General features: G+C 33.6%; 16 protein-coding genes. 14 read left to right on the forward strand and 2 right to left on the reverse strand.

Annotated elements, in window-relative coordinates; genetic code table 11:
- Nucleotides 1–39 precede the first annotated feature (39 nt).
- Nucleotides 40–459, forward strand: coding sequence for a very short patch repair endonuclease (locus AC3Y25_RS11410; protein WP_489902838.1), 420 nt, complete (start codon nucleotides 40–42; stop codon nucleotides 457–459).
- Here AC3Y25_RS11410 and dcm read toward each other — a convergent pair.
- Nucleotides 456–1,442, reverse strand: coding sequence for a DNA (cytosine-5-)-methyltransferase (gene dcm / locus AC3Y25_RS11415; protein WP_489902839.1), 987 nt, complete (start codon nucleotides 1,440–1,442; stop codon nucleotides 456–458). The two genes, AC3Y25_RS11410 and dcm, sit on opposite strands and share 4 nt — an antisense overlap.
- Nucleotides 1,443–1,914: 472 nt before the next feature.
- Here dcm and AC3Y25_RS11420 point away from each other — a divergent pair, with 472 nt between their 5' ends.
- Nucleotides 1,915–2,196 (forward strand): hypothetical protein, encoded by a 282-nt coding sequence (locus tag AC3Y25_RS11420; protein WP_489902840.1) that lies wholly within the window; start codon nucleotides 1,915–1,917, stop codon nucleotides 2,194–2,196.
- Between the two features lie 30 nt (nucleotides 2,197–2,226).
- Here the strand turns inward: AC3Y25_RS11420 and AC3Y25_RS11425 are convergent, their stop codons facing one another.
- Entirely contained in the window at nucleotides 2,227–2,817 is a 591-nt protein-coding gene (locus AC3Y25_RS11425) for a riboflavin synthase (RefSeq protein ID WP_489902841.1), read from the reverse strand.
- Between the two features lie 57 nt (nucleotides 2,818–2,874).
- On the opposite strand from AC3Y25_RS11425, the gene pdxA reads away from it, so the two are divergent.
- From pdxA to AC3Y25_RS11485, 12 genes are all read left to right on the forward strand, one after another.
- Nucleotides 2,875–3,924, forward strand: a complete 1,050-nt coding sequence (gene pdxA, locus AC3Y25_RS11430) for a 4-hydroxythreonine-4-phosphate dehydrogenase PdxA (protein WP_489902842.1) — start codon at nucleotides 2,875–2,877, stop codon at nucleotides 3,922–3,924.
- A 105-nt stretch (nucleotides 3,925–4,029) separates the two neighbouring features.
- Nucleotides 4,030–4,572 (forward strand): YceD family protein, encoded by a 543-nt coding sequence (locus tag AC3Y25_RS11435; RefSeq protein WP_250834944.1) that lies wholly within the window; start codon nucleotides 4,030–4,032, stop codon nucleotides 4,570–4,572.
- A gap of 9 nt (nucleotides 4,573–4,581) precedes the next feature.
- Nucleotides 4,582–4,776 (forward strand): 50S ribosomal protein L32, encoded by a 195-nt coding sequence (gene rpmF / locus AC3Y25_RS11440; RefSeq protein ID WP_008465217.1) that lies wholly within the window; start codon nucleotides 4,582–4,584, stop codon nucleotides 4,774–4,776.
- Between the two features lie 174 nt (nucleotides 4,777–4,950).
- On the forward strand, nucleotides 4,951–5,949 hold the full coding sequence (locus AC3Y25_RS11445) for a beta-ketoacyl-ACP synthase III (RefSeq protein ID WP_095928351.1): 999 nt from the start codon (nucleotides 4,951–4,953) through the stop codon (nucleotides 5,947–5,949).
- A 23-nt stretch (nucleotides 5,950–5,972) separates the two neighbouring features.
- The gene (gene accB, locus AC3Y25_RS11450) at nucleotides 5,973–6,458 is read left to right on the forward strand and encodes an acetyl-CoA carboxylase biotin carboxyl carrier protein (RefSeq protein WP_095928350.1); all 486 of its coding nucleotides are present in this window, start codon (nucleotides 5,973–5,975) and stop codon (nucleotides 6,456–6,458) included.
- A 108-nt stretch (nucleotides 6,459–6,566) separates the two neighbouring features.
- The gene (gene accC / locus AC3Y25_RS11455; RefSeq protein ID WP_095928349.1) at nucleotides 6,567–7,913 is read left to right on the forward strand and encodes an acetyl-CoA carboxylase biotin carboxylase subunit; all 1,347 of its coding nucleotides are present in this window, start codon (nucleotides 6,567–6,569) and stop codon (nucleotides 7,911–7,913) included.
- A 346-nt stretch (nucleotides 7,914–8,259) separates the two neighbouring features.
- Nucleotides 8,260–8,556, forward strand: coding sequence for a hypothetical protein (locus AC3Y25_RS11460; RefSeq protein WP_489902843.1), 297 nt, complete (start codon nucleotides 8,260–8,262; stop codon nucleotides 8,554–8,556).
- 76 nt (nucleotides 8,557–8,632) lie between these two features.
- Nucleotides 8,633–8,929: a hypothetical protein gene (locus AC3Y25_RS11465; protein ID WP_248728511.1), complete on the forward strand. Its 297-nt coding sequence runs from the start codon at nucleotides 8,633–8,635 to the stop codon at nucleotides 8,927–8,929.
- Nucleotides 8,930–8,957: 28 nt separating this feature from the next.
- Nucleotides 8,958–9,260, forward strand: a complete 303-nt coding sequence (locus AC3Y25_RS11470; RefSeq protein WP_489902844.1) for a hypothetical protein — start codon at nucleotides 8,958–8,960, stop codon at nucleotides 9,258–9,260.
- A gap of 5 nt (nucleotides 9,261–9,265) precedes the next feature.
- Entirely contained in the window at nucleotides 9,266–9,559 is a 294-nt protein-coding gene (locus AC3Y25_RS11475) for a PepSY-like domain-containing protein (RefSeq protein ID WP_489902845.1), read from the forward strand.
- Nucleotides 9,560–9,573: 14 nt separating this feature from the next.
- Nucleotides 9,574–9,870, forward strand: coding sequence for a PepSY-like domain-containing protein (locus tag AC3Y25_RS11480; protein ID WP_250834947.1), 297 nt, complete (start codon nucleotides 9,574–9,576; stop codon nucleotides 9,868–9,870).
- 136 nt (nucleotides 9,871–10,006) lie between these two features.
- Nucleotides 10,007–11,362 carry a sigma-54-dependent transcriptional regulator gene (locus AC3Y25_RS11485; protein ID WP_489902846.1) on the forward strand — a complete coding sequence of 452 codons (1,356 nt, stop codon included), beginning with the start codon at nucleotides 10,007–10,009 and terminating at the stop codon, nucleotides 11,360–11,362.
- The last annotated feature ends 36 nt before the right edge of the window (nucleotides 11,363–11,398 follow it).

Below are 11,398 nucleotides of genomic sequence, written 5' to 3' on the forward strand. Positions count from 1 at the left end.
GCCTTAACTTTATCGATCCAAAACAAATTTAATCTTCAGATGGATAGATTAACTCCCGAACAGAGGAGGAAAACTATGCAGGCGATAAAAAGCACTGCTACAAAAGGCGAAGTAAGGCTTGCAAAAGCATTATGGAAATTGGGTCACAGATACCGAAAAAATAACAAAAAGGTATTTGGAAGGCCTGATATTACTTTTGCCAAATATAAAATTGCCATTTTTGTTGATAGCGAATTCTTTCATGGAAAAGATTGGGAAACGGAGCAACTAAGAATTAAAACGAATCGAGAATATTGGATTCCAAAAATTGAAAGAAATATTGAGCGTGACGGAGAAGTTAACGCTTTTCTTATTTCTGAAAATTGGACGATTTTAAGGTTCTGGAGTAAAGAGATTGAAAAAAATCTGGAAGTTTGTCTGGCAAAAATTGAAGGAACAATTATGCTTTTAAGTATTTAAACTTTTTCAGCTTTTAGCTGTCTAGCTTCTGCTTTTTCAATGCATTTGAATATTTCAGAGGCGAGCCTTTCTATAACAGGCATGCTTACAGAATTTCCAGCTTGTTTGTAAAGACTGGAATTTGAAATTTTTGGTAATTTATAGTGATCTGGAAATCCTTGAAAACGAAAACATTCTCTTGGTGTTAATTTTCTAAAGCCAAATTCTGTTGTGATGATCGGAACATTGTGGCCGCCGGTTCCCATGTTTGCGGTTAAAGTAGGACAAACTTCTTTTTTGTTTTCTCGAACATACTGCCTCCTGAATTGATAAATTCGGTCTTCTCTCACAACGGCTTCCTTTAGCATGTTGTACATGTATTTGTCTTCTGTGTAATAGAATTTTTTGTCGACTTTTTCTTTTGTAATTAAGTCGGTAACCTTTTTTGTTAATTCTTCTTTCTCCGGAAAATTAAATCTAAAACCTTTTTTTACAAATTTTTTATCAAAAGCAACCATGAAAATTCGCTCACGATTATGAGGAATATTTCCGAAATTCCTAGTGTTCAAGATAGCGCTGTCAAAAGTATAATCGCGTTTTTTAATCTCGCGCTGAATTACTTTCATTGTATTTCCTTTATCGTGTCCTTTTAGGTTTTTGACATTTTCAAGAAACACTACTTTAGGGCGCATCTCATCAATAAAATCCAGTATTTTGAAAAAATGATTTCCTCTGCTGTCTTTAAAACCTTTTCGGTGGCCAGCTAAAGAAAAGGGTTGGCATGGAAATCCAGCTGTAAGAATGTCAATTTTATTGAGATCTTTTACGTCGAGCTGCATTACATCTCCTTCAATAAGAGTGTGCTTGAAATTGTTTCTGTAGGTAACACAGGCCTTTTTGTCAAATTCATTTGCCCACTCTAATTTAAAACCTGCATTTTCAAAACCTAAACAAATACCGCCAACACCTGCGTATAAACTTCCGACTGTATATGGTTTTTTCATTTGATTAATTAAAATTAAAAATAGATTTGAATTTGAAGTTTTAAATCTTTTAGAATTGGATTGTATGTGTGTTTGATTTTACAAATATATTAATTTGAGAATATTCTCTTGAATGTAATTTAAGTTGAATCCAAACTACTTTTTTTGGCGTATATTTGGTAAAAGACATTTTTTGAGAGAACAAAAAACTATCGCTACTAAAATAAGTAAATTCTTATAGCCTTTTAAGTCTTGCGAATAGTGCTGAAAATGAACGTTGTTCTTCTAGAACGTTTTCTGAAACGGATTAGAGGTATTTTTAAGAAAAATGTTAAAATTTGTTCTGGATTTTTGCTTTTAAAAGTTGGTTTTGAGTAAAAAACTTATACTTTTGTCCAAGATTTTGGAGATGGAAATGCGTTTGTGCGAAATTTCTATTAAAGAATATTTGTCAATAATTATCTAGAATTGCTGTTTGCAATAGCTTGAATTTATGAAAAATCTAAAAGCCCCATTTTTAGTAATTGCCTTATTATTAAATGTTTTATTAATGTCTGCAGGATCTGCGCATCCACCAGTTCCGGAAACTTCAGGAAGTACAGCCAAAAGCGCAAATGCTATGTCTACTACTGTTTGCGATGATCCAGCTTTTCCTGATTGTAATGATGGGGCGGGTTTTCCAATAGATCAACATGTTGTTTTTCTGCTATTAGGCGGTTTAGCTTTAGGTGCTACTGTAATATATAAAAATCAAATAAAAAAAGCTTCAATTTAATTGAAGCTTTTTTTTGTGGGATTCTAAACGTTACTTGTTTATGGAGTAAAGTCTAGAGATGTATTTTCCAACTACATCAAATTCAAGGTTGATTTTTGTTCCAATTTTGAAATCTTTAAAATTAGTGTGTTCATATGTATAAGGAATAATTGAAACACTAAATTCGTTCGTTTTAGAATTTACAACTGTAAGACTGACTCCGTTTACTGTAATCGAACCTTTTTCGATTGTGATATTGTTTAGGTTTTTATCGTATTCAAAAGTATAATTCCAACTTCCGTTTGCTTCTTCAATTCTAACACAGGTTCCAGTTTGATCTACGTGGCCTTGTACAATATGTCCGTCTAAGCGGTCGCCAAGTTTCATTCCCCTCTCTAGATTTACAATGTCACCAGTTTTCCAATCGCTAATATTGGTTTTCAGAATAGTTTCGTCGATTGCCGTTACGGTGTAAAGAGAATCTTTAATAGCTACTACTGTAAGGCATATTCCGTTGTGCGAAACGCTTTGGTCTATTTTTAATTCGTGAGTTATCGATGAGTCAACTGTTATATGAAGATTGTTTTGATCTTTTTGAATTTCGTGAATCCTTCCGAGTGTTTCTATAATTCCTGTGAACATTGTGGTTTTATTTTACTAAATTTGCACATCAAAATTAGTAATAAATAAACTGAGCTCATGAATAAAAAAGCAGAAAATATAATTGTTGGAATTTCAGTTGGAGATTTAAACGGTATTGGAAGCGAAGTTATACTGAAAACATTCGAAGATTCTCGTATGTTGGAATTGTGTACGCCGGTTATTTTTGCAAATGCTAAAATTCTTTCATTCGTTAGAAAAAACTTTACGTCGACGATTCAATTTCATGGGGTTGATAAGTTAGATCAAATTATTCCGGGTAAAGTAAATGTTCTAAATCTTTGGAGAGAAGGAGTTGATATAAATTTTGGAGTAAATGATCCTAAAATAGGAGAATATGCAATTAAATCTTTTACGGCAGCAACGAAAGCTTTGAAAGATGGCGAAATAGATGTTTTAGTAACGGCTCCTATTAATAAATACAATATACAGTCTGAGGATTTTAAATTTCCTGGGCATACCGATTATTTGAATCAGGAATTAGATGGCGATGCGCTAATGATGATGGTTCAAGATAATTTACGAGTAGGTTTAATTACAGATCATGTGCCCTTAAACGAAGTTGCTTCTCATTTGACAGAAGAATTGATAACTAGAAAAATAGAAACTATTAGAAAATCTTTGATTCAGGATTTTAGTATAGTGAAGCCAAAAATTGCAGTTTTAGGACTCAATCCGCATGCTGGTGATGGTGGTGTGATTGGAAAAGAAGATGATTTGATTTTGAAGCCAACTTTAAAGAAAATCTTCGATTCGGGAACAATGGCTTTTGGTCCATTTCCTGCAGATGGTTTTTTTGGAAGCAGTCAATATGAAAAATATGATGCTATCGTGGCAATGTATCACGATCAAGGATTAATTCCGTTTAAGACATTGTCTTTTGGAAAAGGCGTGAATTATACAGCAGGTTTAAATAAAGTTAGAACCTCTCCAGACCACGGTACAGCTTACGATATTGCTGGGAAAGATATGGCAGATTATAATTCTTTTAAAGAAGGAGTCTATCTTGCGATTGATATTTTTCGCTCGCGTAATCAGTATGAGGAGATTAGCCAAAAACCTCTTAAAATAAAAGAAAAACAGTTATAAACAAAAAAAGGTCAATAAGATTATTAGATTTGTAATAATTTTATATCTTTGCACCCCAATTCAGATATCTAGTTTTAGAATCGAATTGATCAAATTGATGTTGAAATGAGCAAAACAAAAGAATTTTTAATTCCTTTCGTAGGATTAAAACTAGGAAAACACCATTTTGAGTATCAAATAAATAACGAGTTCTTTAAGAATTTTGAATATGATGAGTTTCAAAGTTCAGATATTAAAGTTAATGTGCTTTTCGAAAAGAAAAGTACTATGTTAGAGTTAGAATTCAAACACAAAGGAACAGTTAATGTGCCTTGTGATCTAACAGGCGAAGATTTTGATTTACCTATAAAAGGGAAAATGAAGTTAATTGTTCGCTTTGGAGACGAATTTAATGATGATAATGAAGAATTGTTGATTTTGCCACATGGTGAACACGAGATAGATGTAGCGCAATATATTTATGAAATGATCGCGCTTTCTGTACCTCACAAAAGAATTCATCCAGGTGTTAAAGACGGAAGTCTACAAACAGAGGCTTTGACAAAACTGAATGAGTTAAGTGTAAAAGAACAAAAGGAAGAGAGTAACAAAGAAGAAGATATTGACCCGCGTTGGGAAAAATTAAAGAAACTATTAACGGATAAATAATATAGTAAAATGGCACATCCTAAGAGAAAAACCTCGAAAACAAGAAGAGATAAGAGAAGAACACATTACAAAGCTACTGTAGCTCAAATCGCTACATGTCCTATTACAGGTGAGGCGCATTTATACCACAGAGCTTACTGGCATGAAGGTAAAATGTACTACAGAGGGCAAGTTGTTATCGATAAATCTGAAGCGGTTGCTTAATACGTTTTTGTAAATTATACTAGAACTCTCACATAGTGAGAGTTTTTTTTGTTGATTATAATTTTCGTTTTTTAGGAAAATATAGACAAATTCGTTACGTTTTTTTTTGTAATTTTCGGGTCTTTTAAAAATTTTTCAGATTAATCTAATTTGAAAATAAAATAATAGAATATAATGAATACAATCACAGCCGCAATTACCGCTGTTGGAGCTTATGTTCCTGACTTCGTTCTTTCGAACCAAGTATTAGAAACAATGGTTGATACCAATGATGAGTGGATTACCGCTCGAACAGGAATTAAAGAAAGAAGAATTCTTAAAGATGCTGATAAAGGTACATCTTACCTTGCTATACAAGCAGCAAAGGATTTAATTGCAAAAGCAAATATTGATCCGCTTGAGATTGATATGATTATAATGGCAACTGCAACACCAGATATGATGGTGGCTTCTACAGGAGTATTTGTTGCAACAGAAATTGGAGCAACAAATGCATTTGCATACGATTTGCAAGCGGCATGTTCAAGTTTCTTATACGGAATGTCTACAGCTGCAGCATATGTTCAGTCTGGACGTTACAAAAAAGTACTTTTAATTGGTGCAGATAAAATGTCATCTATTGTAGATTATACGGATAGAGCAACTTGTATTATTTTTGGAGATGGAGCTGGAGCAGTTCTTTTCGAACCAAATTATGAAGGTTTAGGTTTACAGGATGAATATTTAAGAAGTGATGGTGTAGGGCGTGACTTCCTTAAAATACCAGCAGGAGGTTCTTTGATTCCGCCTTCTGAAGATACTGTAAAAAATAGACAGCACAATATTATGCAAGACGGTAAAACTGTTTTCAAATATGCTGTAACTAATATGGCAGATGCCAGTGAATTGATTTTGCAAAGAAATAATTTGACAAATCAAGATGTTGACTGGTTAGTGCCACACCAAGCTAATAAACGTATTATTGATGCTACTGCTGGAAGATTAGAATTGGAAGATTCTAAAGTTCTAGTAAATATCGAGAAATATGGAAATACTACTTCTGGAACTTTACCATTAGTATTGGCTGATTTTGAAAATAAGCTTAAAAAGGGAGATAACATTATCTTTGCTGCTTTTGGTGGTGGATTCACTTGGGGATCTATCTATTTAAAATGGGCTTACGATAAAAAATAAATTAAAACTAAAAACGAATCATTATGGATTTAAAAGAAATTCAAAACCTAATCAAATTTGTTGCAAATTCGGGCGTTGCAGAAGTGAAGTTAGAAATGGATGATGTAAAAATCACGATCAGAACAACTTTAGAAACAAATGTAACTGAAGCAACTTACGTACAGCAATTACCTGCTCAGGCAGCTTTACCTCAAGCGGCAGTTCCACAAGTAACGGCTCCAACAGTTGTAAGTGTGACTCCAGAAGCGCCAGCTGCTAACGATTCTAAATATATTACTATAAAATCTCCAATCATTGGTACATTCTATAGAAAACCATCTCCAGATAAACCAGTTTTTACAGAAGTTGGAAGCACTGTTTCTAAAGGTGATGTTCTTTGTGTAATTGAAGCAATGAAATTATTCAACGAAATCGAATCTGAAGTTTCTGGTAAAATTGTAAAAATTCTTGTAGACGATATGTCTCCAGTAGAATTTGATCAACCTTTATTCTTAGTAGATCCATCATAAATAAATTTAGATTTTAGATTTTAGATTTTAGAATGGTTCGAAAAAAGTTTTGTTAATCATCTAAAATTATCTAATTATCAAATTGTCTAATTATCTAATTAAAATAAGATGTTTAAAAAAATATTAATTGCGAATAGAGGAGAAATTGCACTACGTGTAATTCGTACATGTAAGGAAATGGGAATCAAAACTGTTGCAGTTTACTCTACAGCCGATGCAGAAAGTTTACATGTTAAATTTGCTGATGAAGCGGTTTGTATTGGCCCTCCTCCAAGTAACTTATCGTATTTGAAAATGTCAAATATCATTGCTGCTGCAGAAATTACAAATGCAGACGCAATACATCCAGGTTATGGATTTCTTTCTGAGAATGCTAAATTCTCAAAAATCTGTCAAGAGCATGGAATTAAATTTATCGGTGCTGCTCCAGAAATGATCGACCGAATGGGAGATAAAGCTTCTGCTAAAGCTACAATGAAAGCGGCAGGAGTACCTTGTGTGCCAGGTTCAGACGGATTGTTAGAATCTTACGAACATGCACAAAAAGTAGCTAAAGAAATTGGTTACCCAGTTATGATGAAAGCTACTGCTGGTGGTGGTGGAAAAGGAATGCGTGCAATCTGGAAAGAAGAAGAGCTTTTAAAAGCTTGGGAAAGTGCGCGTCAAGAAGCTGCTGCAGCATTTGGAAATGACGGAATGTACATGGAGAAACTTATTGAAGAGCCACGTCATATCGAAATTCAAGTTGTTGGAGATTCTTACGGAAAAGCATGTCACCTTTCTGAAAGAGACTGTTCGGTACAACGTCGTCACCAAAAACTAACTGAAGAAACACCTTCGCCTTTCATGACAGATGACCTTCGTGCTAGAATGGGAGAAGCTGCTGTAAAGGCTGCTGAATTCATTAAATATGAAGGAGCTGGAACTGTAGAGTTTTTAGTGGACAAACACAGAAACTTCTATTTCATGGAAATGAATACTCGTATTCAGGTTGAGCACCCAATCACAGAACAAGTTATTGATTATGATTTGATCCGTGAGCAAATTATGGTTGCTGCTGGAATTCCAATTTCTGGTAAAAACTACCTTCCACAATTACATGCTATTGAAGTTCGTATTAATGCTGAAGATCCTTACAACGATTTTCGTCCTTCACCAGGAAAAATTACTACGCTTCATATGCCAGGAGGACACGGAGTTCGTTTAGATACTCACGTATATTCAGGATATAGCATTCCGCCAAACTACGATTCTATGATTGCTAAGTTAATTACAACTGCGCAGTCTCGTGAAGAAGCTATCAGCAAAATGCGTAGAGCTTTGGATGAATTCGTAATCGAGGGTGTGAAAACTACAATACCTTTCCATAGACAATTAATGGATGATCCAAAATATATTGCAGGTGATTATACAACTGCATTTATGGATACATTTAAAATGAATAGTCCAGAATAGTTATAAAGGCTTCCAGATTTGGAAGCCTTTTTTCTTTTACAAAATTCCAATCTAGAAACTTAGGGATAAATTCCAAATCCCAAAATCTAGAACTTTTACTCCCTTATTTTGGAATTTGTGATTTTAAAATTTGTAATTTCTTCCGAAAGGTTACACTAAAAGTGTTTACTTATTACACACCTTTTTTCTCATTTACACACCTTTCGCGTTTTGTCTTTTTTTGCTATATTTGATGTAAAGTCTTTTAATACAGGTTTTTACGGTCTTTGGCATGGCTCTTTTCTTTTACGGCATAATAATTTCATTACTTAAAGCGTAAACAACTATTAATTTAAATATATACGTTATGAAAAATTTATTTTTATCAGCCGCAATTGTTTTAGGAAGTTTAACTTCATTTGCTTCAACTACTCCAATTACTAATACAAATGTAAAAGTAGTTTCTATCGCAGACGATTATACAGAAATCAAATTAGAAGAATTACCAGCTGCGATTAAAGAGTCTTTGAAAAAAGCATATCCAGAAGCAGTAATTACTAAAGCATATAAAAACGAAAAAGAACAGTATAAACTTGATGTAACTGTTGGTGACAAAGTAGGAAACTTATTTGCTAATGCAGACGGAACTTGGATTACACAATAATCAAAAAAATGATGTCTTGTGAAAATCCGGATCAAGAATACTAAGATCAAATTAACTATATTAAAAAACAACTATCATGAAAAATTTATTTTTATCAGCCGCAATCGTTTTGGGAGGTTTAACATCATTTGCTTCAACTTCGCCAATTTCAAATACAATCGTAAAAACAATCTCTATCCAAGATGATTATACAGAAATTAAATTGGAAGAAGTTCCAGCAGCAATTACAGATGCTCTTAAAAAAGCATATCCAGATGCTGTGCTTTCTAAAGCATTTAAAAACACAAAATCTGAATACAAGCTTGAAGTAACTGTTGGAGATAAATCAGGAAATCTTTTTGCTAACGCAGATGGAACTTGGATTAAAAAATAATTAAGTCTAACCCTTAAAAACTATTACTATGAAAAAGTTAATCTTATCGGCAGCAATTGTTTTAGGCAGTTTGTCGATGAACGCAGAAACCCCTGTTGCAACAAATTTAATGGTGCAGACAGTAAATGATCAGGATGGATACAAAGAAGTAGATGGAGTTCCCGCAGCCGTAAAAAAAGGCTTAGATGAAGCTTATCCTGGTGTAGTGCTTGAGAAAGCATGGGTAAATGATAAAAAGGAGTATAAAATTGAGATAACTGTTCGAGGTGAAAAATCGATCGTTTATACAGACGCTTCTGGTAACATTCTTAAAAATAATTTAAACCACTAAATATTATGAAAAAGTTAATCTTATCAGCAGCGATTGTATTAGGAAGTTTTACAGTTAATGCTACGGTTCTTCCAGCAGTTTCGATTTCTCAATCAGTATTCGCTCAAAGTGAGTTTACTGAAGTAGCTATAGATGCCGTTCCGGCCGCTGTAAAGTCTACACTTGAAAAATCTTTCCCGAATACTAAGCTAGAAAAAGCTTATAAAAACGAGAAAAATGAGTACAAACTTGAGATTTCAAGTGGAGAAAAGAAGTATACTATTTTTACAGATGCTTCTGGAAATATCATTAAGAAATAATTAAAATCAGCATCATGAAAAAACTAATCTTATCAGCAATAGTGGTTCTAGGAACTATGTCAATACACGCAAATGTATTGCCTGTTTCTCCAAACACTAAAGCAACTGTAGCTATTCAATCAGAATACACAGAGGTTACAGTAGATGCTGTGCCTGCACCTGTGAAAACAGCTTTGCAGACAGCTTATCCAGGAGCAAAACTGGATAAAGCATTTGTCAATGACAAAAAAGAGTACAAACTAGAAATATCAGTTGGAGACCAAAAGGCTACTGTTTACTCAGATGTCAATGGTAACTGGTTGAAGATATAATTAGGTGAATTTAGATTTATGTTTTTGGTGAAAAAGAGATTGCATTGTGCAATCTCTTTTTTTTTACATATTTTGCATAATTTTATGAAATAACAAGTTTAATAATATTATTTTAGCAAAAAGACCCTACAAGCAAATGCCGAAGATATTACTGATAGAAGATGATATTGCGTTCTGTAAATTATTAGAGAAATTTCTAATCAAAAAAGCGTATGAGGTAACCACTACTTTCTCAGCAACAGAAGCGCGCGAAGCAGTTAAAAACGAGTCATTCGATTTGATTTTGACTGACCTTCGCTTGCCTGATTCTGATGGTATCGGACTTATGTCTGAATTTAAAAATTCTCACCCTCATATTCCAGTTATTTTAATGACAGGATATTCTGATGTAAACACTGCTGTTAAAGCCATAAAAAATGGAGCAGCAGATTATATTTCTAAACCATTTAATCCAGACGAAGTTCTTCTTGTAATTACCAATGCATTACAAGCACCAAAAGAGGAAGAAGAACAAGCTCCTATAAAAGAAAAAAAGACAGTAAAAAAGCAGGCTTCATCGGGAGACAATGAGTTTGTAAAAGGAATTTCTGTTGCATCCAAAAAACTTCTAGATCATATTCAATTGGTGAGCCCGACAGATATGTCAGTTTTAATAATTGGTGAAAGCGGTACAGGAAAAGAAATCATTGCTAAAAGCATTCATCAGCAAAGCAGAAGAAAAGACAATAATTTTATTGCAGTAGACTGCGGAGCGATTCCAAAAGAATTGGCTGCAAGCGAATTTTTTGGACATCTAAAAGGATCTTTTACTGGAGCAATTAATGATAAAAAAGGATATTTTGAAGCTGCCAATGGTGGAACTTTATTTTTGGATGAAATAGGAAATCTTTCGTACGAAAATCAAATCCAGTTGTTAAGAGCGCTTCAAGAAAGAAAAATTAAACCGGTAGGAAGCAATAAAGAAATAAACGTCGATATACGCATTATTACTGCAACGAATGAAGATTTGCGTGAGGCAGTAAAAAACGGCGATTTTAGAGAAGATTTATATCATAGAATCAATGAATTTTCAATTCAGTCACCATCTTTAAAAGATCGAGGCGAAGATTTAATGGTTTTTGCAGATTATTTCTTAGAAAAAGCCAATCAGCAATTGCATAAGGATGTTATTGGGTTTTCTCCAGAAGTGGTTTCTATTTTTCAGAACTACTCTTGGCCAGGAAATTTACGAGAATTGCAAAACTGTGTAAAACGTGCCACTCTTTTAACTCGTGGTGATTTTATCGAAAGTGATGTGCTTCCAGCAGAATTTTTTCAGATCCAAAATCAGCCTGCCGCAACTGCCGAAGTTTTCTCATTGTCTGAAAACGAAAAAGAAACTATTATTAGTGCCTTGTCAAAAACGCAAAATAATAAATCTGAAGCAGCAAAACTGCTGAAGATTACCAGAAAAACACTTTACAATAAATTGAAACAATATAATATCGAATAAAAAAAGCAGTCTCTTTAAGACTGCTTTTTTATTGCT

Source organism: Flavobacterium sp. LK-23, assembly GCF_058135255.1.

Bases quoted from the DNA above. Each gene is read 5' to 3' on its own strand.
- AC3Y25_RS11410 (WP_489902838.1), top strand. From the start codon at position 40: ATGGATAGATTAACTCCCGAACAGAGGAGGAAAACTATGCAGGCGATA.
- dcm (WP_489902839.1), bottom strand. From the start codon at position 1,442: ATGAAAAAACCATATACAGTCGGAAGTTTATACGCAGGTGTTGGCGGT.
- AC3Y25_RS11420 (WP_489902840.1), top strand. From the start codon at position 1,915: ATGAAAAATCTAAAAGCCCCATTTTTAGTAATTGCCTTATTATTAAAT.
- AC3Y25_RS11425 (WP_489902841.1), bottom strand. From the start codon at position 2,817: ATGTTCACAGGAATTATAGAAACACTCGGAAGGATTCACGAAATTCAA.
- pdxA (WP_489902842.1), top strand. From the start codon at position 2,875: ATGAATAAAAAAGCAGAAAATATAATTGTTGGAATTTCAGTTGGAGAT.
- AC3Y25_RS11435 (WP_250834944.1), top strand. From the start codon at position 4,030: ATGAGCAAAACAAAAGAATTTTTAATTCCTTTCGTAGGATTAAAACTA.
- rpmF (WP_008465217.1), top strand. From the start codon at position 4,582: ATGGCACATCCTAAGAGAAAAACCTCGAAAACAAGAAGAGATAAGAGA.
- AC3Y25_RS11445 (WP_095928351.1), top strand. From the start codon at position 4,951: ATGAATACAATCACAGCCGCAATTACCGCTGTTGGAGCTTATGTTCCT.
- accB (WP_095928350.1), top strand. From the start codon at position 5,973: ATGGATTTAAAAGAAATTCAAAACCTAATCAAATTTGTTGCAAATTCG.
- accC (WP_095928349.1), top strand. From the start codon at position 6,567: ATGTTTAAAAAAATATTAATTGCGAATAGAGGAGAAATTGCACTACGT.
- AC3Y25_RS11460 (WP_489902843.1), top strand. From the start codon at position 8,260: ATGAAAAATTTATTTTTATCAGCCGCAATTGTTTTAGGAAGTTTAACT.
- AC3Y25_RS11465 (WP_248728511.1), top strand. From the start codon at position 8,633: ATGAAAAATTTATTTTTATCAGCCGCAATCGTTTTGGGAGGTTTAACA.
- AC3Y25_RS11470 (WP_489902844.1), top strand. From the start codon at position 8,958: ATGAAAAAGTTAATCTTATCGGCAGCAATTGTTTTAGGCAGTTTGTCG.
- AC3Y25_RS11475 (WP_489902845.1), top strand. From the start codon at position 9,266: ATGAAAAAGTTAATCTTATCAGCAGCGATTGTATTAGGAAGTTTTACA.
- AC3Y25_RS11480 (WP_250834947.1), top strand. From the start codon at position 9,574: ATGAAAAAACTAATCTTATCAGCAATAGTGGTTCTAGGAACTATGTCA.
- AC3Y25_RS11485 (WP_489902846.1), top strand. From the start codon at position 10,007: ATGCCGAAGATATTACTGATAGAAGATGATATTGCGTTCTGTAAATTA.